This window comes from Streptomyces sp. NPDC001985 (assembly GCF_040296845.1).
In the GTDB taxonomy this organism is placed as follows: domain Bacteria; phylum Actinomycetota; class Actinomycetes; order Streptomycetales; family Streptomycetaceae; genus Streptomyces.
The window spans coordinates 1-25,350 of sequence record NZ_JBEOYB010000004.1; the positions used below are offsets into that span (position 1 = coordinate 1).

A 25,350-nucleotide genomic window follows, 5' to 3' on the forward strand; every position below is an offset into this window, starting at 1 on the left:
GTTCCGGGGCGGTGGCGCGGGGGCCGCGCTGCGCAGCACGAGTGCCGCGTTGGAGTGCTTCTGTCAGCCCGGCGCCGGAGTGGTGGCCAGAGGGAGGACGTACTGGGCCGCCAGGCGGGCCAGGTGGAGAGGGAGGGGGCGGGAGAGGGGCGGGTAGTCGTCGTGGAAGCGGAGTTGGTGGGTGAGGGTGGCCCATTCGGCGGGGCGGTCGGGTGGGGTGGATGTGCGGGCGGCGGCGGTCAGGGCCTCTTCCGACAGACAGCCCAGGACGGTGAGTTCCAGGTGCACGGGGTTCCAGGCGCTCTTGCCGGGGGCCGTGCGACCGGCGGTGGTGGGGAGGAGCTTCATCAGGCCCTTGGGGAGGGTCGCCGTGTGCGGGACGTCGGCCGTGCTGGCGAAGACCCGGTTCTCCGGCTCGGGCGGGCCCCAGACCCCTTGGGAGAAGCCCACCCTGCCGTTGCCGTCGTGGGCGTACCACTCCGGGACCTCGTCCCGGCCGCCACCGTCGCGGGTGAGGACAACACGCAGGTCGGAGCCGTAGACCGCGAGCCGCTGGGCGGGTGAGGCGCCGAAGCCGAGCATGTCCCTGACGAGAGCGCCGTTGCGGAGGCCGGGCCAGCACTGGCGGAGGTTCTCCGTGTTCAGCAGGAGCAGGGTCGGCCGGTCGCGGAGCTGGAAGAGCAGGGTCCTGATCCGGCGCTCGGCCTCCTGCTGCCACCGGGCCTCCGTCGTGGGTCCGGTCTCCGGGGTCGCGGTGGCGGCCAGAGAGAGCAGCAGCTCCGGGTAGGGCACCCAGGCGGACCGGTCGGGGTCCCAGCCGCAGAGGGAACCCGGGCCGTCCTCGGGGCGGAGACGCACCGCGACCAGGCGGCGCACGGGACAGCGTGTGGGTCCCCTCCGTGTGTGGCGGACCATCCAGAGGGCCGCGTACTGGAGGTCCCCCGGGATTCCCGCGCCGACCCGGTGCGGGGGCGGATCGACGGCCCCGAGCTGGCGGAAGGCGTCCAGCCAGGTCCAGCGGGCCCGGTGCGAAAGGGTGTCATCGGCGTCCTGGGGGAGGTTGAGGAACTGGCTGAGCCGTCCCCGGCGGGCGCAGGCGATGCGCAGGGCGTGCTTGGGGTCGGAGTCCGGGACGGCCTTGAAGCGGTCCCTGCCGCCGATCTCGACGATCGCGAGCGCCCGGGACGCCGCCCCCGGCGGCTCCAGTGCCTCACCGGCCAGCGCGCAGCGGCCGGCGACGGCCTCGGCGAGCCGGACGGCCCGGGTGCGGGCCCGGTCGCCCGGGATCTCCAGCGGGGCGGCGAGGGCTCCCGCGGGGCGGGTGCGGACGCGGAGGTCGATGCCGTCGGCCGCCCACCGCCAGGAGTCCCCGGCCGCTCCGGCGGTCCTGCGGCCCGGCGGCAGCCCGGTCAGGACGGGCAGCGCGGCGAGCAGTTCGTCGCGGGTCTCCGGCGTCTGCCAGAGGAGGTCGATCTCCAGGGGCCGGCCGGCGAGGGCACCGGCCAGCGCCTCGCGCCGGGTGTCCGCCCGGCGGGCCTCCCGGACGGTGCCGTCCTCGGCGCCGGTGGTCCGGGGCAGCAGCGAGGGGGTGTTGCGCCGGGTGACCCGGGTCAGGTCGGGGACGCGGCGCAGCATCGGCCGCAGCCCCTCCTCGACCCAGTCGTCCAGCTCGGCCCGCTCCTTGGGCATCAGTCCGGGGCCGACGCCGTGCGGTCCGAGGGCCGTGCTGTGGACGATTCCGGCGGAGATCCCCTGGAGACCGTGGATCCACTTCTCCGGCGCCGTGAGCAGTTCCTCCGGTTCCGGGTAGTGCCGGACGATGTCCAGGTCGGGCAGGAGAAGGGCGGGGCTGTGGCGCCGCCAGGCGACCCGTCCCCGGCTCCGGTCGAAGCCGATGGTGTTCCCGATCAGCCGGTGGCCGCGGTCGGGGCCGTCCGGCCAGGGCAGCGGCGCGTCCAGCAGCACGGTGGCCCCGCGCAGGTCCCGGTGGCGGGTCTCCAGGCGGGTGGCCCAGCGGCGGACGCTGGTCGAGACATGGACGTGGAAGCGGTCGGCGAACGGCACCGTGTGGACCGTGACGGTCACGAGGGCCGAGTAGTACCAGGTGCGCTTCCGGTGCTCGTACCGCTGGGGCGGCCAGGAGACCAGCTCGGCTCCCTGGTCGCCGGACACGACCCGGAAGGCGAGTTCGCCGCCCCGGGCGCGGAAGGGGCGAGCGGCGAGCCGGAAGGCGATCCACTCGGGCAGCAGGCTGAAGAGCCGGCGCGCCGGCTCGGCCGTGCCGCCGGCCGAGATCAGGGTCTCGGTGATGTCGACGGGCTCGGCCTCCCAGCGCGGCAGCCGCCCCAGGGCCGGGTCGAGGCCGTCGAGCAGACGGCCCTCCGCGCCCAGCGTCCCCTCCCCGGCCTCCCCGGCGACCACCGGCGCCGCCACGGCCTGCTCCGCCGTCCCGGTCCAGGCGGTGTCGCCGTCCTCGTCGTCGCGCGACAGACCGGCCGCCCAGACCCCGATCAGGGGCGCGACCACCTCTCGCGGCACCGGTTCACGCCCGTACAGCCAGGGCAGCCGGGGGTCGGTGCCGAGGTCGCGGGCGGTGGCGATCACCCCGGGGGCCATGGCCCGCAGCAGGGAGTTGAGCCGGCGGACCGGCAGTCGCGTGGGGTGGCCGCCCCGGCCCGCGCGGGTGCGGGCGCGGAGTTCGGCCAGTTCGCCCTGGAGTTCCTCGCCGAGCCGCATCACATACGGGGACTCGATCCAGGGACCGTGCGCGGGGTCGGTCTCATAGGCTGCCGTACGGATCATTCGGTACACGGGTTTCCTTCCGTCGCCGGGGTGGGGAGGGAGGTGGGGGTGGGGGCCGCCGGGTGCAGACAGCGGTGGAGCATCCGCCAGAGCGGCTCGTAGAGGGCGCGGGTGATGAACCGGTCGTGGCCCGACACGGTGGACTCGTCGCCGAAGTACGGTCCGAGCACGTCGAGCACGCTGTGCAGAAGACTGGACTCGGGGGTGTCGGGCCGGGGCGGTACGGCGGTCGCGTGGGGCGCGAAGGCGGAGTCCACGAAGACCACCCGGGCCGGCACGCCGCCGCGCACCAGGCGGCCGATGACCTGCCACATCAGGACCAGCATGTCCCAGGTGACCTGCTCGCGATCCTCCCCGAGACGGCTCCACGCCATGCTCCGCTGGAGCACCTGGTACCAGCGGGTGCGGGCCCTTCGGCGGACCTCCTCGGCACCGTCGTCCACGGTGGCGCCGGCGCGGACCCAGGCCGCGAACTCGCCGCTGTCGACGGCCCGCACGATCCAGTCGTTGATGGCGTTGACGGCGAGCGAGAGGTCGTCCGGGTGCGGGTTGGGCCGGGCGAGGAAGTAGACCGTGCCGATGGCCGCCCGGGCGTCGTCGTTGAGGATGTTGTGGCCGCGTTCAACGGCGAGCAGCGGCGCCACCAGGATGTCGGCCCGGCAGTCCTTGAGGTGCTCCACATCTCCTCGGCGCAGGGTGCGGGCCCGGTGCCCGTCGCCGTCCTCGTCCTCCCCCGCGCCGCCGGCGGCCTCGTCGGTGTACTCGGCGGACTCGATGGACTCGTCGTCCGAGATCAGCCGCAGAACCCTGCCCCGCCAGCGCTGGTTGAGGTTGTGCAGGGTGTCCGCCACCACCCGTGCCTCCTGGTAGCTGCCGACGAGCAGCAGGATCTGGTCGCGGCCCTCGGGGAGGGCGAGCAGCTCCCGCTCCAGGGGGCCGCCGCCCGGCGCATCGTCCTCGCTCGCCCCCAGCCGGGCCGCGATGCGCCGCAGCTTCTCGGGCCGGTCGTCGGGGTCGGTGCCGGAAAGCCGGAGCGCCGTACCGTCCTCGGTGAGGAACTCGAAGCGCATCTCGCTCTCCCGGGCGATGCGCTCGGTCACCTCCGGCGGCGGTTCGATGATCGCCCCCACCGGTACCGGGATGTGGTACTTGCTGGACCGGCCGGCCCAGCTGCTTCCGGACATCAGCAGGAGATGGGCGCCGGGCCGGCCGTCCACGGTCACCAGGTCGGGCAGCGCCCGCAGCAGCTCCCGGCCGACGCCGCTGCACCGGAAGAACGTCAGCTCCCCGCTGCGGACACCGCCCTCGTCCGGGCCGCCCCGGACGTGGAACTGGAAGCCGAGGACATTGCCCATCGGCGCCTCGGGCACCATCGGCCCGTAGTCGAGCGCACGGCGGTACATGGTGTTGTAGCCGAGGTTGAGGGCCGCCTCGACCCTCGGCCACATCGCGTTGATCAGCGCGAGCTTCGGTTCGAGGGCGGAGAGCAGCAGGGTGAACTCGAAGTGCTTGACGATTTCCGTGTGCCAGTCACCGGGTTTCTGCGGGGGTGAGGGCTCCCGCTTCGGCCGCCCGCCCTTCCGCTGCCGGAGCGCCCGCCGCTGTTCCCATGCGGCGCGTTCACGCGCGTACGCCTCCTCCTTGGCGGCCAGCAGCGGCCCGAGGTCGAAGACCTCGTCCAGCACCGAGGCCAGGCGTACGCGGGTGTTCGCCGGGGTGCCGGTGTGGAGCACCTCGTTGAGCAGTCCGGTCAGCTCGGTGAAGTCCTCCCCGCTCGCTCGGGAGCGGTCGCCGAAGGGGTTGTCCCGGAAGGCGTCGAGCCTGTTCCCGAGGGCTTCGCGCGGGGCCCTGTGCGGGTGGTCGGCGGGGGCGTCGTCGGGGAGCGGATAGCGCTCGTCGAGCAGTCCGAGCTGGAGCGTCCAGGCGCTGAAGCAGCCGGTCCTGACCCAGGTGCGCAGGGGGTGGTCGGCGACCAGCATGGCGTACAGCCGGTCGGTGGCCGCCCCGGCGGTGTTCAGCGCGGCGGTGAAGGTCTCGACATCCCGGTCGGAGAGCTGAATCCGGCCACCCACGGACAGCTCGCGGGTCTTGTGTCCGCTCAGGGTGTCGATGAAGCCGTCCTTGTCGTCACCGCCGGCGAGCAGAACGGCGGGGGCGAAGGTCTGGTCGAGCTGCATCTGGACGCGGTCCGCCTCGTCGACGATGACCAGGTCGCTGCGGCGGCAAGCGAGTTCCAGACAGCGGATGCTCTCGCCGTTCTGCGGGCGCGGCGGCCGGGCGTCGATGAGGGCGGGGAAGGTGGCGACCCAGATGTCCGCGGCCACCAGCGCGCGGGCGGTGTGGTGGCGCGGGCAGACGGACCAGTACGGGCAGCTCATCCGCTCCCGTTGCCACTCGGGCGCGCCGGGCCCTCGGCCGGGGCCGGACGGGGGCCGCAGCCGGGTGCAGGGTGCCTCGCCGAAGGAGAGTGGTTCCTGACCGGGCCCGCCGCGGCTCAGGGTGTTCAGTACGCAGGAGGTGCCCAGATGGGCGAAGGCGGGGTCGTCGTGGGCGAGCAGCCGGTGCTCGCCCCGGCCGGCCAGCCGGCGGTGGAGCCGCTGGGCGTGCCGTTCCCGGCCGGAGGCGCCGATGACCGGTGCCGCCGCGCCGTCGGTGTAGACGTTGTACAGCTCCACCAGCCTGAGGACATCGACGACGTCGGCCACCACGACGGTGACGCGTTTCGCGCGGACGGTGGCGAGATGGACGGTGATGATGTCGCGCAGGGTGCTCTTGCCCGCGCCGACGATGCCGAGCAGATGCTGGATGCGGTCGACGGTGAGGGTGTCGGAGGGCTCGAAGCCGTCCGCCGTCCTGGTCGTGAGGGTGAGTTCGGCGAGCCTCGCGGCCCAGTGGCGGCATCGCCGCGAGTCCCCGGCGTCCCGGGCGTCCATCCGCTCCGCCGTCCGCCGCAGTTCGGTGAGGCTGAAGGTCAGGGGCTCTCCCTTGCCGGGCGGCAGCGCGTCCAGGTCGTGCGCGATCAGCGGTACGGCGGGGACCGGCGGCAGTTCGACGGTGGCCAGGGTGCGGCTGACCGGGAAGGCGTGCGGTCCCGGCCCGGCCACCCGCGGCCGTGCTCCGGCGAGCGGCGGGGCCAGCCGGAGCAGGTCGTCGTAGTCGTCCAGGCGTCCGGGGGCGACGGACACGGCGCACCGCTCGGCCGGTCTGCTCTGGTCGGGTACGTCGAAGGCGCGGAGCGAGCGGTCGAAGCGCTGGTACCGCTCCAGGGCCTCGTGCCAGGCCCGCCGGCGGCGCAGGGTCCACAGGGAGTGGCGGGCGACGCGGAGCACGGTGTCGGTGTCCGGGGGCAGTGGGACTCCCCGGGCGGCGGCGAACGGGTATCCGCTGAAGAGCACCCACGCGTGGGCCGCCGGGCTCCCGGGCATCAGGCGGTGCTGGAGGTGGAGGCCGATCTCGACCTGGCAGAGGGGTTCGAACGCGGATCGTCGCGCGGCCGGCCCGGTGGCCGGCGGTGCGTATGACGACAGTTCGGTCAGGACGTCGTGCAGCCGACGGGTGAGGCTACGCATGGTCCGTCTCCGTTCCGCTCGGAGGGTTCGGGGCATCGGGGCAGTCAGGGGCGTCCGGGGTGACGCGGAGGGTGCGGGCCCGGCGCACCAGGTCCTCGGGGGTGGTCAGCACCGCCCGGACGGGGGTGTCGCGCAGTGCCGCGGTGAAGGCGGCGCGGTAGCCGTCCCGCTCGGCCCTCGGGCCGGGGGTGACGACCAGCACGGGGCCGTCGAGGGCCTCCGGGGAGGCGGCGACCCGGGCGGCCAGCAGCGCGGGCTCGCGCCGGTCGTCGGCCCGCAGAAAGCAGACGCGGGGCCCGGCGCCGGTGACGCGGTACATGCCCAGTCCGGCCGGGATCAGCTCGTGCCCGGCTCCGGCGCGGTCGAGTGCGGCCAGCGCGGCGTGTTCGGTGGGGCCGGGCAGGGCGAGGAAGACGCGCAGGGAGCGCCGGAGCAGAAGGGTGTGGCCGGGGTCCCGGACCAGCCGGAAGGGGACATCGGGCGGGCAGTCCTCGCTCTCGCACCAGCGGCCAGGGCGGTGGCCGGTGGAGGGGTCCGGCGCACCCCGGACGGCCGAGGGGTCCGGCCCGCCCCGGGCGGCCGAGGCTCTCGGCTTCTCCCGAGCGGCCAGGGCCGGGAGTCCGCAGGTGCCGCACAGGGCGAGTGTCCGGCGGTGGAGCAGTGCCTCCGGGACGGCCTCGTACAGGTGTCTGACCCGGTTCCATACGGCGGTGCTCCAGGGCTCGCGTCCGGCGAACCGGTCGCGCTGTCCGATCGCGGGCCGGTTCGCCAGGAACCGGCGGCACCGCTCGTACGCGTCGACAGAGCCGCAGGCCGCCGCCAGCTCCGCCAGCAGACGGACCGCTTCCTGCTCCACCCGGCCCTCCGGTCCGGAGGAGGCGACTTCCAGGCAGGTTCTGGTGGGCATGTGCCCCACCGGGTCGATCAGGGTGGCCCCGGGAGAGACCAGGGCGGCCGGTACCCGGAACAGCGGGCCGCCCGCCGGGTGTTCCCGGCACCAGGACAGCAGCTCCGGCAGGCTGCGCGGCGGGGTCCGGCCCCGGTCCAGACAGTGGAGCACCGCCCGGTCCAGGGCGCGCTGGGCTTCGCGCGGGTAGGGCAGGGAGAAGGAGCGGAGCCCGTCCTGTGCCGCCAGGGCGGCGACGACGCGCGCCAGTTCGGCGAAGAGAGCGGTGCCGTCCCCGTGGCTCTTCGGGTCCGGTGTCACGGCCCGGTCCACCGGGTCACCGGCCGTCCGGGCCGTCCCGGGCCTCCCGGCGCTCCGGGCGCTCCGGGCGCTCACGCGGCGTCCCGCTCGGCCCGGCCCGCCGAGCACCAGCGCGCCACCTCGCACCGCGTGCAGGCGGGCCCGGGCGCGGCGGGAAAGACATCGTCCCGGTGCCACTCGGCGACCAGGGTGCCGAGCACGTCCTCGGCGGCGGCCCGGACAGCGGGCGCGAACGGGTCGACGGTCTCCAGATCGGCACCGCCGGGGCGGAGGACCTCCAGTTCGATCCGGGCGCGCGCGGGCGAGCCGCCCAGGTCTCCCCGGGCCATCAGCAGCACGGCCAGGGCCAGTTGCGGATACTCGTACAGCGCCTCGCGCCACCTGGGGTGGTCGCTCGTCGACGTCTTGGTCTCGCGCCACACCCATGAGTCGCCGTCCCGGTAGAGGAGGTCGGGTGCGGCGATCACCACCACGTCGGCGGTGGTGTCGTGACGCACCACGCGCGGTTCGGCGCGGACATCGCTTCTGCTCCGTACGCACCGCAGGGGGCACACCGCCGCGTGACGGCGGAGCAGCAGGGCGCCGAGTGCGCGTTCCTCGTCCGGCAGGGTGAACGGCTCGGGCACCCAGCGCGCGGGCACCTCCGCCGTACAGGGCCGGAGGGGCCCCCGGGCGTGGCGTTCCGCGAGGTACGCGTGCAGGGCCCGGCCGCGCTCGACGGCCGGGCCGCGCTCGACCGCGTCCTCGGTCGGCAGCCGCAGCCGCCGCAGATGGTCGCGGGCCGGGCAGACGCGGTAGTTGCGCCCGTTGGTGACCGACCAGGTGCGCCGGGTCCTTCCGGGTGTGCCGACGCCCAGCAGGCCGGGCGCCTCGCGCAGGGCGGGGCAGACGGAGAGGTACGCGCAGCCCGCGCAGGCGGGTCCCGGCCGGTACTCCCGCTGGTCCAGCAGGGTGGCCAGCGCCGGGGCCCCGTGGGCCCGGTACCGTTCGACGGCTTCCGTCCGCGTGCCGTCGAAGAGGGTGCGGACGCGCCCGTCGAGCAGCGCGAACTCGACGACGCGCACCCGCTCGGGCCTCGGCCCCGGGGCGCCTTCGGCGAGCACCAGCGCCGCCGCGGCGATCTGCCCCGGGGGCGGTTCGCCGCCGCTGAGCCGGTGCACCGGGAGGCGCAGCTCCCGCAGCGTCCCGTCCGCCGACCGCAGACAGCGCCCCCAGACGGTGATGCGGTACTCGCGCGCTCCCCGGCGGTCGGCGGCCGGCCGCTGGTGCCGGTAGACCCAGCGCGCGGGGACCTCGGTCATCGGCTCGGCGGGGTCGGGCGGGAACGCCGAGCGGTACGCGGCCAGGGCGTGCGCGGTCCACTGCCGCAGACCGTCGTGGGCCGGTGCCGGCCGCCGCCGGGCGCCGGATGGCGTGTCACCGTCGTCGAGGGTGGTCATGAAGGGGCCGAGGGCGAAGTGCTCCAGCACTTCCCGGCCCCGGGTAACGGGCCGCTCGGGGCGGTAGGCCCTGGCCTTCAGCGCGTCGGCCGCGGGGCAGCGGTACTCGCCGCCCTTGAACATTCCCGAAGGCACGGTGATGACATCGGATGTGCGGTACAAACCGTCCGGGGGAACCCAGGTTTCTGCCGTGCTCATCTTGCGCACACCCTTTCTCGTATCGGGGAGTTGGTCATGGGACGGATCAGGGAGATCGTTCTGAATCGCTATGAGGTGCTGGAGGAGGTGGGCAGCGGAGGGCAGGGGGATCTGTACGCGGGGTTCGACCGGGAGACCGGGGAGAAGGTCGCCATCAAATTCCAGAAGCCGAGGGCTTTTGAATCGGAAAGCTGGTACCGGGAGATCGGCAAGGATTTCGTCCAGGAGGCGACGTGGGGGGACCGGCTGTCAGGAGTCCGGGGCATTCCGCGGATTCTCGATCACGGCCACCACGGGAATCGGTACTGCATCGTCATGGAATTCGCTGAGGGAAGGCTGCTGGACGATGTCATCGCCGATGCCAGGCCGCTCAAGCATCTCCCCAGCGTCGCCTCGGTGATCGGTCAGCTCTGCGAGATCCTGTCCGGGGTGCACCGGAGGGGGCTGGTCCACCGCGATGTGAAGCCGGAGAATGTGATCCTGGGGCCCGACGGACAGGTCTGGCTGCTCGACCTGGGACTCGCTGTCGGCGCCGGCGTCCGCGTCGAGTACGCCGGTGGCACGATCGGCTACGCGCCGCCCGAGCAGCTCGACGCGTCCGATCGGGGCCTCACCGCCCGCTCGGACGTCTTCGCGCTCGGCTGTCTGCTGCTGGAGATGACCATCATGCGGTTGCCGTACGCGGGCCGGGAGCGGCCCGAACCGGGCTGCCCGGTGCTGCCCGCCGAGGACATCGAGCTGATCCCGGGGGAGTTCCGGTCACTCGCGCTGCGGATGGTGGACACCGTCGCGGAAAACCGCCCGACCGTGTCCGAGGTGCGCGACGAACTGCGCCCGTTTCTGCCCGTACCGGGCTCACCGCCCCCGGCCAAGCCGCTCACACCCGACCCCACCGAGTACTACCGCTGTCCTCCGCCGGCCGTCTGAGCAGCGGGGAAACCCCGGGTCAGCGGAGCCCGTCCAGCCGGTCGAGGACGTTCCGCACCCCCTCGCCCCCCAGCCGCTCCAGCAGGACGACGACCCGCTCCAGCGCCCGTACCGCGTCGGGCGCGCGGCCGGCGCTCACCAGGATGTCGGCACAGCGCTCCAGGGCGGTGGCCTCATGGGACCAGTTGCCCAGTTCGCGGTAGAGGTCAACGGCACGCTCGTACATGGTGAGGGCCCGGTCCCGCTCCGACCGGGAGAGATGGATCTTTCCCAGAGTGGTCAGCACATTGGCCAGGCCGTTGCGGTCCGTCGTGGCCTCGAAGAGCCAGCGGGCCTCCGTGCACTGGCGCAGGGCGTCGTCGTACTCGCCGCGGTCGTGGTGCAGGGTGCCGATGCCGTTGAGCGCGCCCGCCTCGCCCACCCTGTTCCCGAGGGTTCGGAAGAGGTCCAGGGCCCGCCGATGGCACTCCGCCGCGCCCTCGGGGTCCGCCAGCCGGCGGAGTGTGAGCGCGAGGGCGTGGAGTGAGCGCGCGAGGCTCAGCCGGCCGGGGTCGCTGTCGTCCTGCTCGCCCAGCAGTACGGCCGTCCGGAGGCTGTCCGCCGCTTCCGCGTACTTCTTCTGCTTCTCCCGGCTGCCGGCCAGCATCCTGTGGAACATGGCCCAGTCGCTGGGGGCGGTGATGTCCCGGCAGTTCTCCACTCGCGTCAGATTGTGCTCCACGGCGATGTAGAGCCCCCTCCTCCACTGATAGGTGATCAGAACCATGGAGAGCAGCCAGGCATAGCGGCTGTACCCCTTCTGGATGGCCAGTTCGATTCCTCCCGTCACCGTTTCGTACTCGGCGTCGAGGAGTCTCATCGCTTCCTTGTCGTTCTGCGGCGGATACACCTCCATATCGGCCGAGACCGGGGGAACGGGCAGCACCCGGTTGGAGTCGATCACCCGGTCGCATGCCCAGGTGTGCTGGAGCTGGTACTCGAACACCCGGCTGAGAGTCTTCTCCCGCAGCGCGGGAAGGGGTCGGTCGATATGGCTGTCCATATGGTGGCGGGCCAGCACACGGACCAGGTCGTGCAAGTGGTAGCGGTCATCTCTGAGTTCCACCAGATTCGCCCCGGAGAGTTCCTCCAGTGCCCGGTCCACATCGCCGCCCGCGCCCGCACGGCCCAGGTCGACGGCGGCGGACCAGTCGATGCTGGGCCCGGGATGGACGGCCAGTTGCCACAGCAGGCACTTGGCCGCCGGCGACCGCACCCCCACGGAGCAGTGCAGGGCGGCCATGACCGAGAGCTGGTCGTCGGGCAGGTCCATGGCCCGGAGCCGGTTGCGTTCCTCGCGCATCTGGACGACGAGCGCGCGGATGGCGGCTGAAGGGCGCCTGGTGATCCGCCGTGCGATCACGGACAGCGCCAGCGGCAGCCGGCCGCAGAGTCCCACCAGCTCGGCGACGGAGTCCCTGTTCGCCTCGGCGCTCTCCGGTGTCAGCGCGTCGTTGAGCAGCGCCGCGGCGTCCTCTCCGTCCAGCGGGTCGATCTGTGTCAAGCACACCCCCTCACTGGCGTGGAGACCGTCCAGACTGCTCCGGCTGGTGATGATCACTGCGCAGCTGCCGTCCCCGGGAAGGAGCGGTCGCACCTGCTCGGCGTCGGCAGCGTCGTCCAGGAGAATCAGCACGGACCGGTTGGCGAGGTGGGTGCGCAGTGCCGCGGCCTTGTTCTCCGGGCCGGTCGCCCTGGTCTTCACCTCCAGGGCGGCCAGGAAGCCGTCCAGGATCTGATCCGGTGACGCGGGTTCGATGTCGAGACCGGCGAATCCCCTGAGGTCCGCGTGGAGGGCACCGTCGGTGAACTCCGACGCGACCTCCGCCGCCAGATGACGCGCGAGCGCGCTCTTTCCCACTCCGGGCATTCCGCTGAGAACCACCAGCGCCATGACGCCGTCGGCCCGCTTCTTCACCAGGGTCTCGCGGAGTCCGGCGAGCAGGCTCTCCCGGCCGAGGATGGAGCGGCCGGCGGCGGGGAGCTGGCGCGGGACCGCCCGCTCGGACCGGTCGGACCCTCCTCTGCTGACGGATGCCCGCTTGACCAGCCTCTTGATCTCCTCTTCCAGTTCACGGTCCCCCGGCGGGCCGGACCGGTCCCGCATCCCGGTGTACAGCCGGAACCGGGACCTCTGGGAGAGCTCCGGTCGCGCGAGCAGATGGAACCGGAAGACCGGCCAGTCCTCGGGGCACTGGGCGAGGAGCCCCTCGGTCCGGTTCCGGAGCCAGTCCAGCTCGTCGGAGCGGTGCGCGGCGGCCAGATGCCTGAGGAGGGCCTCGCGCCATTCGATGCGCAGTTCGGTCCTCCGGTCGTCGAAGCCGGGGCCCGGCAGCCCGTGGAGCGGTTCCTCGCAGCCCCATTCGTCCATGGCCCGGGAGAGCCAGCCGAACCGCTCCTGCCACGACAGACCGGGTGCGCCGGACCGGCGGCCAAATTCGCGAAAGCGGAGATAGTCCGTGCTCTCCCAAGGAAGATTAATCGAATATGCGCTCGACTTGCCGCGTTCCAGGGGCACTTCGAGCTTCTTGCGCAGTGCCGTCATCAGACTGGGGAGCCGGTCATCGGGCACCCTCTCGTCCGGCCAGACACAGGTCTCGATCTCCGTGCGGCCGGCCCGGCATCCGGGCGAGGTGATCAGCGCGGCGAACAGTGCGGCCAGCTTGGTCCTGCCCTGCACAACCCGCCGACCACCGACTTCGACCCTGACCGGGCCGAGCACATGCGCCTCCATGGCTTTCCCCCTCGCACGACCCGGCGGCAACGGCTGCCCTCCGGGGTGGCACCACCAGATGAGTACGCACGACGCCGCCTCCTCACACCGATCGCTCCACACGACTCATAACAACCTCATATTCGCCTCAGATTGTGCGCTGCGGCCGTTCGGCGGACTCGGGCACGATGCCGTCACTCGCCCAGCAAGCCACTCGGCACGAGGGGCGACGGGGGGGCGAATTCCGTTTCCCCACCCGCTTCCGAACCGAAGGAGACAGCCGATGAACAACCGGCACCGCAACCGCCGACGGGCCAGGATGAAGCGCTCGGGATCGATCCCGCCGCACCGGCCGCACCCCGCCAAGCCCCAGCAGCCGAGCCCGGAGGTTCCGCCGGCCGTCACCGAGGAGAACCCGCCGACCGAGCAGGCGTAACCGCGCCGCCTCCCGTCCGCTGAGGTCTCAGGGTGCCCGCCGCCGGCGGGCACCCGTTCCTCTCCCCGCCCATGTCCCCATCGGCGGCAGGGCGCTCCACCACACACCTCTCGTCGCGAGAGAGCGCGGGAGGGCGCCGCAGACCACAGATGAACAAATCTGAGACGCATGAGGCTGAAGACCGATATGTCCAGCCGTCACCGGCGTCCGAAGCCACCCCCGAGCACCTCTGCGTACATCCGGACCCATGGCACCGCGGTGCCCAAGGAGAACAGTTCATGACATTGTTCGATACCAGCGGAGTTTTCACCACGATCAAGAAGCACTTCGACGACCCGCACACCGTCGAAGGCGTGGAGTTGCGCGTCACCCACGAGCGGCGCACCCTGCCGTTCTCGCCCGCCGAGGCCCGCGAAACCCTGTACGGACCCACGGCGGACCCGGCGCTGAAGGCCGCCCTCTGGCAGGAGGTGATCCGCGCGGCCAAGGCGGAGCGGGAGCCGCGGGGGCCGTGGCGGCTGCTGCTGATCTGGCTCGCCCTGCCCCGGCTGAACAGCGCGGCGTACCGGGTCTGCACCCGGCTGCGGGCCAGTCGGCCGGACATCGAGGCGGAGATGGTGCTCGCGCTGCTGGAGACGCTGGAGAAGGTGGCACCCGACGCGTCCGACGCGGCTGACGTGCTGGTCAGGGCGGCGCGCAACCGAGCCTGGCGCTACGCCCGCACGACGCGGCATCCGATCCCCGTCGGGCATATCGAGAGGATCGCGCAGAACCACGACCACCCGGGAGCAGGCGACCCCGGCGACACGGACCCGGAGCCGGACCCCGGGCCGTGGGACTGGGAGGTGGAGGTCACCCACGCGCAGGGCCCGGACGGCGGGGACAGCGCCGACGGACTCCGTGCCCCGCTGCGGTTCTCCGTATCGGCGACGCAGCTGGAGGGAGAGCGGCTCGGGTCGCTCGCCGGGCGGCTCGATCTCCGGACCGTCGTCAGCAAGTCCCGGCGGACCCGGAAGCGGCGCCGTATCGGCACCCTCTCCGTCCGGCCCGGCGGGCGGCGCCGGTGAGCCCACCGCGCGGGGCCCTCACCTTCACCGAGGTGTTCGAGCTGCCGGTGACGGTGGATCTGCGCACCTCGGCCCGGGCGCTGGGGATCAGCGTCAGTACCGCGTACCGGCTGGTGCGCCAGGGTGCCTTCCCCTGTCCGGTGCTCCGGCTCAGGGGCTGCTACCGGGTTCCGACCACGCCGCTGCTGCGGGTGCTCGGGATCGAGGAGCGGCCGGTGTACGCCGCCGATGTGGAGGCGGGCATGGATGCCGCCGAGGACGGCCACGGGGCCTGACACCCGCTGGAGCGGGCCCGCGACCGAACAGCGCCTGCCCGGCTCACCGCCGGGCAGGCGCCCGGGTGCCGCGGGGGGTTCACCCGACTGCGCGGATGAGGGATGACCTTGGGGGCGCACCCTCTAGGGTGTTCGGCATGTCTGAGCCTGAGCTGATCCGGATCGTCTCCCGCTCCTCCCCCATGGCCCTCGCGCAAGTCGAGCGCGTACGGGCCGAGTTGACGCGGCACCGGCCCGGGGTGCGGACCGAGGTGGTGCCGGTGACGACCTCCGGGGACCGGTGGATGGGGGATCTCGCCCGGCTGGGCGGGAAGGGGGCGTTCACCAAGGAGGTGGACGCGGCGCTGCTGGCCGGGGAGGCGGATCTGGCGGTGCACTGTGTGAAGGACGTGCCGGCCGACCGGCCGCTGCCGGCGGGGACGGTGTTCGCGGCGTTCCTGGAGCGCGACGACATCAGGGACGCGCTGGTGCACCCCGGCGGGCTGGGGCTCGACGCCCTGCCGCAGGGGACCCGGATCGGGACGTCCTCCGTGCGCAGGGTGGCGCAGCTGGCCGTGTCGCATCCGCATCTGGAGTGTGTGCCGATGCGCGGGAACGCCAACCGGAGGCTGGAGAAGCTGGCGGACGGGGAGGCGGACGCGCTGCTGCTCGCGGTGTCGGGGCTGGCGCGGATCGAGCGGCTGGACGTGGTCAGCGAGGTGCTGTCGGTGGAGACGATGTGCCCGCCGATCGGGGCCGGGATTCTCGCGCTCCAGTGCCGGGAGGACGACACCGCGACCATCGAGGCGGTGAGCGGGCTCGGCGATCCGGCGGTGCACCGGGAGGCGACGGCGGAGCGGATGTTCCTCCATGTGCTCCAGGGGCACTGCAATTCGCCGATCGCGGGGTTCGCGCGCGCCGAGCGGAGCGGGGAGCTGTCGCTGCGGGCGAAGGTGTTCACACCGGACGGGAAGCGGGTGCTCAACGCGCACGAGTGGGCGGGCCCGCTCGACCCGGCGACGCTGGGGACCTCGGTCGCCGTGGCACTGTTGCGCCAGGGTGCGCGGGAGCTGATCGACCGGATCGCCCACTGACGGCCCCGGTTCTGGGCGAGGATGCGCGCGAGGGAACAGGCGGACGGGGAGGAGGGCGCCCGGTGACCGGCGACGGCCGCGTGGGACCACCCCGCTCGGGCAGCGGACGCGGCACGCTCCGGGCGTTCCTGGACTGCCACCGCGCGACCCTCGCCATGAAGTGCGCGGGGCTCACCGACGAGGAGTTGCCGCGCCGCGTCGAGCGCACGGCCGAGCCCCTGGACGTGACCGGGTACCAGCGGCGATGGGGCGAGGAGGTGTCGCTGCGGATGGTGGTGGCGCATGTGCTCCTGGAGCACGGGCGCCACAACGGGCACGCCGGCCTGCCGCGTGAGGGAATCGACGGTGTGGTGGGCGCCTGAGCCGCCGCCATATCGCCCTTTATGCACTAGTGCATAAATTCATTGCAGCTAATGCAGAAAAGCGTTAGCGTCGGTGGCATGCCCGCGACGTCACCCGTGCCCATCACCCTCACCGGGCGGCACATCCGCCTCGAACCGCTCGCCCCGGCGCACCTCCCCGACCTCTTCGCCGCCGGCGGCGGGGACGACGAGGTCTGGCGCTGGCTGGGCGGGCCCACCCCGCGCACCGAGGACGAGCTGGGCGGGAAGCTGCGCGAGCTGCTCGGCGAGGCCGAGCGGGGGGAGTGCGTGCCCTTCGCCGTCGTTCTGCTGCGGACCGGCCGGGCGATCGGCTGGACCGTCTATCTGGACATCGACGCCGGGAACGAGCGGCTGGAGATCGGCTCGACCTGGTACGGCAGGGAGCACTGGCGCACCGCGGTCAACTCCGAGGCCAAGCTGCTCCTGCTCACCCACGCCTTCGAGGATCTGGGGATGGGCCGGGTGCAGTTGAAGACCGACCACCTCAATGAGCGCTCCCAGGCCGCCATCGCCCGTCTCGGCGCCCGGCGCGAAGGGGTGCTGCGCCGCCATCGGATGCGGCCCGACGGGAGCTGGCGGGACTCGGTCCACTTCTCGATCCTCGGCGACGAGTGGGCGGCCGTGAAGGAGCGTCTCCGTGCCGAACACTGACTCCGCGATCACCGTCGAACGGCTGACGTACTTCCCCGTGAAGGGATGCGCCGGTACGGACGTGGTCTCCGCCGCCCTCGTGGAGACGGGACTGCTGCACGACCGCACCTTCATGATCGTGGACGCCGTCGATGGCTCCTTCCGCAGTCAGCGGACGCTGCCCGCCATGGCCGCCGTCCGGCCGGAGATCCTCGACGGCGGGGCCCGGCTGCGGCTGGCGGCCGATGGCGTCGAGACCCTGGTGGTCGAGGTCGACCCCGAGGCCGGGCGCCGGGCGGTGAGCATGTTCGGGAAGCCGATCGGCGAGGGCGCGGACCAGGGCGACACCGTGGCCGAGTGGTTCTCCGAGGTGCTCGGCGCCGCGTCCCGGCTGGTGCGGGCGGTGCCGGGGTACGACCGGGACGGCTGGGGCGAGACCCCGGGGAAGGTCGCCTTCGCCGACGCGCACGCCCTGCTGATCGTCTCCCGGGCCTCGCTGGACGGTCTGAACGCGCGGATCGAGGCCCACGGGGGCCGGCCCGTGCCGATGGACCGCTTCCGGCCGAACATCGTCCTCGGCGGCTGCGCCGAGCCCCACACCGAGGACGGGATGCGCGGACTGGAGGCCGGGAGCGTCCGCCTCGCCTACGCGGTACGGGCGACGCGCTGTGCGGTCCCGATGGTCGACCAGACCACCGGGGTGCGGGCGGGGCCCGAGCCGATCCGTACGCTCGCCGGCTACCGGCGCGAGCCCGAGTACGACAACAAGGTCAGCTTCGGGGTGAAGGCCGCCGTGGCGCGGCCGGGCACCCTGACCGTCGGCGACAGGGTCCGGGTGACCCGCTGGGCGCCCCCGCCCCCCGCCCCGGCGGGCAGCGCACCGGGCGGGGCGGCGGGCGGGGTGGACCAACGGCCCTAGGGAGTTTCTTTCGGATCGGGCCGGATCGGTGAGCGGGGTCCGGTGCCGTGGATCGCGAGGCGGAGGAGGGAGCCCACGCGGAGCACCGGCGACCGGCGACAGCGCGGCGGGGCGCGGCACCGGGGCTCGCGAGCCCGGCACGGTCCGAAAGAGACGACCCAGCGGGTCAGCGGCCGTAGCGGATCAGCGCGCGCACCATGCGGCAGGTGGTGTCGGACGGCGGGTGGATGCCGATCAGGTCCGCCGTCGTCCGTATCCGTGCGTTGTCGGCGGTGGCCGGGGGGTGGACACCCCCGTCGAGCAGGGCGATGGCCAGGCGCATCGCCTTGAGCCTGCGGTTGTGGTTCACATACCACTCGCGCGGGCGGCCGGCCGGGAGCGGGTGCTTCCGGAGCGGTGGGGCGGCGGACGCGGTGGGTGCGGTGGGTGCTGCTGATGTGGTCGGGTGAGCGGTGTCGGTCGGCTTCGTCATGACTCTGGCTGCGGCCATCGGCAAACCTCCAGGCGCGGTGGCGGGACCATCCCGAACTGCTCTCCATTCTAGGTCCCGGCACTGACAATCGCCCCTGGCCAGGCAGGGTTTGGAGGGTCCGCGCGAGAGAGCGTCCGGGTATCGTCGCGGGATGGAGATCTGGATCAACCCCGCCTGTTCCAAGTGCCGCGGCGCCCTCGCCCTGCTCGACGCGGAAGGCGCCGCGTACACCGTGCGGCGCTATCTGGAGGACGTGCCGGACGAGGACGAGATCCGCGCGGTGCTGGAGCGGCTCGGACTGGAGCCCTGGGACATCACCCGCACCCGGGAGCCCGGGGCACAGCGGCTCGGACTGGCGGAGTGGGCCCGGGAGGAGAGCGCGCGGGGGCGGTGGATCGAGGCGCTGGCCCGGCACCCCGAACTGATCCAGCGGCCCATCATCACGGCGGAGGACGGCACCGCGGTGGTGGCGCGCACGGACGAGGCGGTGCGGGACGCGCTGGGGCGCCGCCGGGGAAAAGGGGAGGCCGGGGAGACGGTGCGCGCATAGGGTGGCGGCGCCCGGTGACGCAGGACCGGACCCGACCCTCGGAGGAGCCTCCGGCATGAGCCCCGCATCCCAGTCCCTCGACGTTCCCGCCGCCTTCGCCGCGTCGTACGGCGTCGGCGATCCGGCCGCCCGCGCCTGGGTCGCCGCGCTGCCCAAGCTGGCCGCGGACCTCCTGGACCGCTGGGACCTGCGGCCCGACGGCCTGCCCGGGCACGGCATGGCCTCACTCGTCCTGCCGGTGAGACGGGCGGATGGAACGGACGCGGTGGTGAAGTTCCAGCGGGTCACCGAGGAGACCGCCGGGGTGCCCGCCGGGCTGCGCGCCTGGGGCGGCCAGGGGGTGCTGGAGCTGTACGACCACGATCCGGCCACCGGCACCATGCTGCTGGAGCGGCTGGACGCCGCCCGCCCGCTGTCGTCCGTCGCCGACACCGACGACACCGCCGCGATGGGGATTCTCGCCGGGGTGATGGCGCGGCTGGTGGCGGTGGAGGCGCCCGAGGGGCTGCGGCGGCTGGACGATGTCGCCGCCGCCATGCTGGAGGAGGTGCCGAGGGCGCTTCCGGCGGTGCGCGACCCGGACGAGCGGCGGCTGCTGCGCAGATGCGCCGACACCGTGGCGGAGCTGATCGGCGACGAGCCGGGGAACCGGCTGCTCCACTGGGACCTGCACTACGACAACGTCCTCGCCGGGCAGCGGGAGCCCTGGCTGGCCATCGACCCCGAACCACTCGCCGGTGACCCCGCCTTCGAGCTGTGGCCGGCGCTGGACACCCGCTGGGAGGAGGTGGTGGTGCCGACGGGGGATGTCACCCGTGCGGTGCTGCGCCGCTTCGACCTGCTGACCGAGGTGCTGGGGTTGGACCGGGGGCGGGCGGTGGGGTGGACGATGGGGAGGGTGCTGCAGAACGCGTTGTGGGAAGTGGAGGATGGGGGGGTGGGGGTGGAGGGGGCGCAGGTGGCGGTGGTGAGTGCGCTGCTGACCCGCGAGCCCGCCCCACCGGTGCGCTGACCCGGCGCACCGGTGGGTCTCCTCCGGCGTGTGGGCAGCGCCCCTCGGCGTTCGGCGTTCGGCGTTCGGGCCGCGCTACCCGAACCCCGTCGGCGGGCCGAGGCACGAAATCCAGCCCCGCTGGGGGCAGCTCTGGGGGAGTTCGAGGAGCACCACCCCAACCCTCCGGCGATTGAGGCAGCACCACCTCAGCCCCGCTGGGGGCACCTCCCAGAGGCAGCTCTGGGGGAGTTTGAGGCAGCACCACTCCAGCCCCTCCGGCGATTGAGCCGCACCACCTCAGCCCCTCCGGCGATTGAGGCAGCACCACCCCAGCCCCTCCGGCGTTTGAGGAGCGGGGGTTCGGGGGCTGGCCCCCGACCGTGGCCTGCAGGATGCGGGGTCCTGTGGCACAGGGTCCGTCCTCAATCGCCGGACGGGCTGGGTGTGCCGGACGGGCTGGGGGTGCCGGACCCGCTGGGTTTGCTCGGGACACCCCCGGTGCGGCGTCCGTCCTCAAACGCCGGACGGGCTGGGGTGTGCCGGACGGCCTGGGATTGCCGGACCCGCTGGGATTGCTCGGGCCACCCCCGGTGCGGCGTCCGTCCTCAAACGCCGGACGGGCTGGGTGTGCCGGACGGGCTGGGATTGCCGGACAGGCGGGACGGGCCGGACCTGCCAGGTTTGCTCGGGACACCCCCGGTGCGGGGTCCGTCCTCGAACTCCTCCAGAGTTGCCTCTGGGAGGTGCCCCCAGACCGGCTGGAGGGGCGGAGCCGGGTTCGCTAGCGGGGGTGCGGGATTGCGAGCGCGCGCGGGGGGGGTGCGGGTCGGACAGGGGGTGTGAGGTCAGGGGAGTTGTGATTCGGCCTCCGCGAGGATCTCCGTCAGCCTCACCCCGAAGCGGGCATCACACGCATTCGGCTCCCCACTCCTGATCGCCTGGCGCAGCTCATCCACCGCCTGCCGCAGCGCGTTCACCGCGTCCGACCCCTTCGGCAGCACCGCCCTCCCCCGCTCCCCCGCGAACTCGACGCTCACGCCGGCCGCCCTCCGGGGGGCGCCCAGGCCGATCGTCGCCGTGCTCGATCCGCCGGAGGCGTGCTGGAGCACCAAGTGCACGGTGCCGGTGTCCCGCGCCCCGGGGATCGCCCTCACCTCCGTCACCTCCCCGAGGAAGGGGATCAGCACCGACAGCACATGCGGTCCGACATCCCACAGCCCGCCCTTCTCGCGGCGCCACGGCGACGGCGGGTACCGGACGTCCTCGCCGGGGGTGTTCCGCGAGCCGAGCCACACCGCGGAGGCGGTGAACCACCCGCCCGCCGCCGACTGCTCCGCGATCCAGATCGCGGTGTCCGGGTCGAATCGCGGTGTGCAGAAGACCACGGAAGCCACCCCGGCGCGTACCGCCGCCTCGGCCGTCTCCCGGGCGGCGGCCACGCTGGTGGCCACCGGCTTGTCGAGGATCAGATGGCGGCCGGCCTCGGCGGCCCGCGCGGCCAGCGGGGCCTGGACGTCGGGCGGCAGCGCGAAGGCCGCGGCCTCGCACTCCGCGAGGAGCGCGTCGATTCCCTCGTCCCCGGAGTACGCCTCCGTGCCGTGCGCGCGGGCGAGCGCGGCGGCGGCCTCCGGCCTTCTGGCCCAGACCCCGGCGAAGTCCACCCCGCCGTGCGCGGCGAGGGCCGGCGCATGGGCGTGTTCCGCCCACGGACCGGCGCCGAAGAGACCACAACGTAGGTTCCGCACGGGATTGTCCATGCGTACCAGTGTGACCGGCGCCACCGCCCCACCGGGGCGGAATCCGGTGAGTACCCGGCATACGGGGCTCCGGGGCCCGCGTAACACGGGGTTCACAATAGGGCAACGGCCGGGAAATGGGACATTGCGAAGCTGCACCGCAGAGAGCACCACCGCACCACCCGCACCACCCGCACCGGCCCGCCGCACCCGCAAAGGACGACCCCGTGACCTTCAAGGCCGAGTACATCTGGATCGACGGCACCATGCCGACGGCCAAGCTGCGTTCCAAGACGAAGATCCTCGGCGACGGCGCCGAGCTGCCGCTCTGGGGCTTCGACGGGTCCAGCACCAACCAGGCCAAGGGCCACGCGTCCGACTGCGTACTGAAGCCGGTCTTCTCCTGTCCCGACCCGATCCGGGGCGGCGGCGATCTGCTGGTGCTCTGCGAGGTCCTCAACACGGACATGACCCCGCACGAGTCGAACACCCGGGCCGAGCTGGTGGAGCTGGCCGAGCGGTTCACCGCGCAGGAGCCGGTCTTCGGCATCGAGCAGGAGTACACCTTCTTCGAGGGCGACCGTCCGCTCGGTTTCCCCGTCGGCGGCTTCCCCGCCCCCCAGGGCGGCTACTACTGCGGAGTCGGTGTGGACGAGATCCACGGCCGTGACGTGGTGGAGGCGCACCTCGACAACTGCCTCAAGGCCGGGATCGGGATCTCCGGCATCAACGCCGAGGTCATGCCGGGCCAGTGGGAGTTCCAGGTCGGCCCGCTCGGACCGGTCGAGGTCGCGGACCAGCTGTGGATCGCGCGCTGGCTGCTCTACCGCACCGCCGAGGACTTCGGGGTCGCGGCGACGCTCGACCCCAAGCCGGTGAAGGGCGACTGGAACGGCGCGGGCGCGCACACCAACTTCTCCACGAAGGTGATGCGGGAGGGCCCCGAGGGGTACGCCGCCATCATCACCGCGTGTGAGTCGCTGGGCGAGGGCTCCAAGCCGCTGGACCACGTCAAGAACTACGGTGCGGGCATCGACGACCGTCTCACCGGACTGCACGAGACCGCGCCGTGGAACGAGTACAGCTACGGGGTCTCCGACCGGGGCGCATCGGTGCGCATCCCCTGGCAGGTGGAGAAGGACGGCACGGGTTACCTGGAGGACCGGCGGCCCAACGCCAACGTCGACCCGTACGTGGTGACCCGGCTGATGGTGGACACCTGCTGCACGGCGCTGGAGAAGGCCGGGCAGGTCTGAGCCGTGCCGTTCCGTCAAGACCGTGGGGGCGCCCGCCGATTCGGCGGGCGCCCCCACGGGTGTGTCCGCTTCGGTGTCCGAGGAGTGGGACGGCTGTCCGGGGCGGGCACCGGTGGCCGAGGCTCTGCCGTGGTGCGCTCCCACCGCGCTGAGCGGGGAAGTTACCGGCCAGAGAGGGGATTTCCGGCCTGGCGGGTGGTACGGCACCGCCCGGGTGTGACGCGATCGGCGTCTCGAACCGTGAGAGAGGCCCTCGTTCACGCCGTGGACATCTGCTTCAATGAGCCCATGGCCAGCTTGGAGAAACCCGCGACAGGTCGCAGTGACCTGGAGCCCTTCTGGCCCTCCCGGCAGCACCACGACTTCGACCGGGAGTGTTGCCGCGCGATGAACGCGCAGGCCCTCTAAAGCCGTCCTTCGGCCTTCGGCCCGCGCGCACGACGTACGTCCGTCCTACCGACTCGACGACTCGACGACTCCATCGCGCGAAAGAGAGCTGACCGCTCATGGCGAACTCCCGCCCCCTCTCCGCCCTGTCCGCCGCGGTCAACGGAAGCGCCGCCTCAGCGGCCTCCGCCGCGACCGCCGCTGTCCACGCGGGAGCGCTGAACCCCGCCCGCCACCGGTTGCGCGCCATAGACCGGGACGAGGTGGTGCCCCCGGGCAGCCTCGTCGACGTGGCGGAGTTCCTGCCGCCGGGCGCCACCTGGCTGCCCGTGCCCCAGCACAGTGTCCCCGGGCTGCCCGGCCGGCCGCCGATGGTCGGCTATCTCGTCCTCGTACCGGCCGACCAGCATCCGCCCGCGGCACTCACCCCCGTCCGTGTCCCCGACGAGCCGGAGGAACCGGTGGAGCCGGCCGGGCCGGTGCGCATCGACGCGGCGGAGCGGGTCGCGTGGGTGGGCGGTACGGCGCTCGATCTGACCTATCTCGAATTCGAGCTGCTGGCGCATCTGGTGGCGCATCCGCACCGGGTGCACACCCGCGACCAGCTGGTGACGACGGTGTGGGGGTACGGGCATGTGGGCGACGGGCGCACCGTCGACGTCCATGTCGCCCGGCTGCGCCGCAAGCTCGGCGCCGAGCACCGCCGTACGATCCAGACCGTGCGGCGGGTCGGCTACAAGTACACACCGTGAGCGACGGCCCGGCCCCGGCACACGCGCCGGGGCCGGGCCGCGCCCCCTCACCCCTGGTCAGGCCCGGGCGCGGGCCTTCGCCACGGCTCCCAGCGCCAGGTCGAACGCCAGGAACACCAGCAGGGTGACGCCGAGCAGCGGCACGAACCAGCCGACGAACACGGTGGCCGCGGTGAGCGGCAGCAGCGCGGTCGCCGGGACGCGCCGCCAGGCGCCGCGCGGCACCGGCCTTCCGCCGGCGAACAGCCGCGCCTTGGTGGGCCTGCGCAGCCACCACATCCGGTAGCCCCAGAGGATCAGCGCGATGAGCGCGAGCGCCAGGGCCGCCAGCGCGAGCTGGTTGGGCAGCCCGAACAGGACGCCCATGTGCGCGTCGATGCCGAACCGGGTGAGCTGGGCGAGTACGGGGTGGTCGGAGAAGCGCAGTTGGTCGATGACCGTGCCGTCCGCCGGGTCGACGGCGGCGGAGTCGAGCTGGACGGGGAAGGTGGTGTCGGTCTCCTTGACCACATAGCCGGTGCCCTCGGAGGGGAGGGTGACAGCCAGCTTCCCGGAATCGATTCCGGCGGTACGGGCGGACTCCAGCGCCTTGTCGATGCCGACGTCCGCCCCCTGGCGGGCCGCTCCCCCGCCGCCGCCGTGGCCCTCGTGCCCCTCGTGGCCCCCGCCGGAGGCGGAGCCTCCGTCGAGGGTGGCCGACACGGCGGGGGTGGCGCCGCCGAGCTGGTCCTGGACGGCTCCGATGTTCTCGCCCGCGTAGCGGGACCAGGTCAGTCCGGTGGCGGAGAGCAGGACGAGACCGGTCACCGCCCACAGGCCGACGGAGCCGTGCCAGGTGAGGGTGCGCCGGCGGCCCCGGGCACCGCGCTCCGGGACGAGCAGGGCGCGCTTGCCGGCGCGCCTGCGGCCGAGCCAGAGCAGCAGGCCGCCGAGGGCGACGACCCAGAGCCAGCTCGCGGCGAGTTCGCTGTAGTTGCGGCCGATCTCGCCGAGGTGGAGATCACGGTGCAGCTCGTCGAGCCAGGTGCGCAGGGGGAGGGCGCCGGAGCTGCCGTAGGAGGGCAGCTCACCGCGTATCTCGGCGGTGTACGGATTGACGAAGACGGCGAGTGACCTGCCCTCCTCGACACCGGGGGCGCTCATCAGCACCCGGGTGGTGGACTCGCCGTCGGGCGCGGGCCAGACGGCGGTCACCGTGCCGTCGGGGCGGGCCTCCCGGGCGGCGTCGACCTGGGCGGAGAGGGGGAGGGCGCGGTCGCCCTCGGGGACGGTCAGCTCATGGCGGTAGACGATCTTCTCGGCCTGGAAGGAGAGGGCGTAGAGAAGGCCGCTGAGGGCGGCGACCAGCAGGAGCGGGCCGACCAGCAGACCGGCGTAGAAGTGGATGCGGAGGGCGAGTGGCCGCAGGGCGCTCCAGGTGGAGGAGGGGGCGCCGGGCGTCGCGGCGGTCTCCTGCTCCGTCTCGGTGCGGCCCTCGGTACGACCCTCGGTGGGGGCGTCGATGGACATGGCGGTCCTAGGGAGTT

General features: G+C 73.2%; 20 protein-coding genes. 12 read left to right on the forward strand and 8 right to left on the reverse strand.

The annotated features are described in order from the left end of the window. Positions 1 to 63 precede the first annotated feature (63 nt). From ABT122_RS02390 to ABT122_RS02405, 4 genes are all read right to left on the reverse strand, one after another. A complete protein-coding gene (locus tag ABT122_RS02390) occupies positions 64 to 2,802 on the reverse strand; it encodes a pPIWI_RE module domain-containing protein (protein ID WP_351544051.1) in 2,739 nt (912 codons plus the stop codon). Next, positions 2,799 to 6,371: a pPIWI_RE_Z domain-containing protein gene (locus ABT122_RS02395; RefSeq protein ID WP_351544054.1), complete on the reverse strand. Its 3,573-nt coding sequence runs from the start codon at positions 6,369 to 6,371 to the stop codon at positions 2,799 to 2,801. Before ABT122_RS02395 ends, ABT122_RS02390 begins: the two co-directional genes overlap by 4 nt. Continuing rightward, positions 6,364 to 7,578, reverse strand: coding sequence for a pPIWI_RE_Y domain-containing protein (locus ABT122_RS02400; protein ID WP_351544057.1), 1,215 nt, complete (start codon positions 7,576 to 7,578; stop codon positions 6,364 to 6,366). Before ABT122_RS02400 ends, ABT122_RS02395 begins: the two co-directional genes overlap by 8 nt. A 71-nt stretch (positions 7,579 to 7,649) precedes the next feature. Continuing rightward, on the reverse strand, positions 7,650 to 9,215 hold the full coding sequence (locus ABT122_RS02405; protein WP_351544059.1) for a PD-(D/E)XK nuclease family protein: 1,566 nt from the start codon (positions 9,213 to 9,215) through the stop codon (positions 7,650 to 7,652). A 36-nt stretch (positions 9,216 to 9,251) separates the two neighbouring features. On the opposite strand from ABT122_RS02405, the gene ABT122_RS02410 reads away from it, so the two are divergent. Continuing rightward, entirely contained in the window at positions 9,252 to 10,142 is an 891-nt protein-coding gene (locus tag ABT122_RS02410) for a serine/threonine-protein kinase (RefSeq protein ID WP_351544061.1), read from the forward strand. A gap of 19 nt (positions 10,143 to 10,161) precedes the next feature. Here the strand turns inward: ABT122_RS02410 and ABT122_RS02415 are convergent, their stop codons facing one another. Continuing rightward, positions 10,162 to 12,915: an AfsR/SARP family transcriptional regulator gene (locus ABT122_RS02415; protein ID WP_351544064.1), complete on the reverse strand. Its 2,754-nt coding sequence runs from the start codon at positions 12,913 to 12,915 to the stop codon at positions 10,162 to 10,164. Positions 12,916 to 13,177: 262 nt separating this feature from the next. Between ABT122_RS02415 and ABT122_RS02420 the strand changes: the two genes are divergently transcribed. From ABT122_RS02420 to ABT122_RS02450, 7 genes are all read left to right on the forward strand, one after another. Continuing rightward, the gene (locus ABT122_RS02420) at positions 13,178 to 13,330 is read left to right on the forward strand and encodes a hypothetical protein (protein ID WP_351544067.1); all 153 of its coding nucleotides are present in this window, start codon (positions 13,178 to 13,180) and stop codon (positions 13,328 to 13,330) included. Positions 13,331 to 13,608: 278 nt separating this feature from the next. Continuing rightward, complete coding sequence (locus tag ABT122_RS02425) at positions 13,609 to 14,397, forward strand: hypothetical protein (RefSeq protein WP_351544070.1); 789 nt, start codon at positions 13,609 to 13,611, stop codon at positions 14,395 to 14,397. After that, positions 14,394 to 14,672 carry a helix-turn-helix transcriptional regulator gene (locus tag ABT122_RS02430; protein WP_351544073.1) on the forward strand — a complete coding sequence of 93 codons (279 nt, stop codon included), beginning with the start codon at positions 14,394 to 14,396 and terminating at the stop codon, positions 14,670 to 14,672. The genes ABT122_RS02425 and ABT122_RS02430 overlap by 4 nt, the downstream gene beginning before the upstream one ends. Positions 14,673 to 14,809: 137 nt before the next feature. Further along, on the forward strand, positions 14,810 to 15,745 hold the full coding sequence (hemC, locus tag ABT122_RS02435; protein WP_351544076.1) for a hydroxymethylbilane synthase: 936 nt from the start codon (positions 14,810 to 14,812) through the stop codon (positions 15,743 to 15,745). Between the two features lie 62 nt (positions 15,746 to 15,807). Further along, positions 15,808 to 16,107, forward strand: a complete 300-nt coding sequence (locus ABT122_RS02440; RefSeq protein WP_351544079.1) for a mycothiol transferase — start codon at positions 15,808 to 15,810, stop codon at positions 16,105 to 16,107. Positions 16,108 to 16,185: 78 nt separating this feature from the next. Beyond that, a complete protein-coding gene (locus ABT122_RS02445; RefSeq protein WP_351544082.1) occupies positions 16,186 to 16,779 on the forward strand; it encodes a GNAT family N-acetyltransferase in 594 nt (197 codons plus the stop codon). Continuing rightward, entirely contained in the window at positions 16,766 to 17,677 is a 912-nt protein-coding gene (locus ABT122_RS02450; protein ID WP_351544085.1) for an MOSC domain-containing protein, read from the forward strand. The genes ABT122_RS02445 and ABT122_RS02450 overlap by 14 nt, the downstream gene beginning before the upstream one ends. A gap of 166 nt (positions 17,678 to 17,843) precedes the next feature. Here ABT122_RS02450 and ABT122_RS02455 read toward each other — a convergent pair whose 3' ends face one another. Then, on the reverse strand, positions 17,844 to 18,167 hold the full coding sequence (locus ABT122_RS02455; RefSeq protein ID WP_351544088.1) for a hypothetical protein: 324 nt from the start codon (positions 18,165 to 18,167) through the stop codon (positions 17,844 to 17,846). A gap of 133 nt (positions 18,168 to 18,300) precedes the next feature. On the opposite strand from ABT122_RS02455, the gene ABT122_RS02460 reads away from it, so the two are divergent. Both ABT122_RS02460 and ABT122_RS02465 read left to right on the forward strand, forming a co-directional pair. Continuing rightward, the gene (locus tag ABT122_RS02460; protein WP_351544091.1) at positions 18,301 to 18,699 is read left to right on the forward strand and encodes an ArsC/Spx/MgsR family protein; all 399 of its coding nucleotides are present in this window, start codon (positions 18,301 to 18,303) and stop codon (positions 18,697 to 18,699) included. A 55-nt stretch (positions 18,700 to 18,754) separates the two neighbouring features. Next, positions 18,755 to 19,711: an aminoglycoside phosphotransferase family protein gene (locus ABT122_RS02465; protein ID WP_351544093.1), complete on the forward strand. Its 957-nt coding sequence runs from the start codon at positions 18,755 to 18,757 to the stop codon at positions 19,709 to 19,711. A gap of 827 nt (positions 19,712 to 20,538) precedes the next feature. Here ABT122_RS02465 and ABT122_RS02470 read toward each other — a convergent pair. Next, positions 20,539 to 21,450, reverse strand: a complete 912-nt coding sequence (locus ABT122_RS02470; protein WP_351544096.1) for a Gfo/Idh/MocA family oxidoreductase — start codon at positions 21,448 to 21,450, stop codon at positions 20,539 to 20,541. A 206-nt stretch (positions 21,451 to 21,656) separates the two neighbouring features. Between ABT122_RS02470 and glnII the strand changes: the two genes are divergently transcribed. Continuing rightward, positions 21,657 to 22,685: a glutamine synthetase gene (gene glnII / locus ABT122_RS02475; protein ID WP_351544099.1), complete on the forward strand. Its 1,029-nt coding sequence runs from the start codon at positions 21,657 to 21,659 to the stop codon at positions 22,683 to 22,685. A 506-nt stretch (positions 22,686 to 23,191) separates the two neighbouring features. Beyond that, positions 23,192 to 23,824, forward strand: a complete 633-nt coding sequence (locus tag ABT122_RS02480; protein ID WP_351544102.1) for a winged helix-turn-helix domain-containing protein — start codon at positions 23,192 to 23,194, stop codon at positions 23,822 to 23,824. Positions 23,825 to 23,881: 57 nt separating this feature from the next. On the opposite strand, the gene ABT122_RS02485 is transcribed toward ABT122_RS02480, so the two are convergent. Beyond that, entirely contained in the window at positions 23,882 to 25,333 is a 1,452-nt protein-coding gene (locus ABT122_RS02485; protein ID WP_351544104.1) for a PepSY-associated TM helix domain-containing protein, read from the reverse strand. Between the last annotated feature and the right edge of the window lie 17 nt (positions 25,334 to 25,350).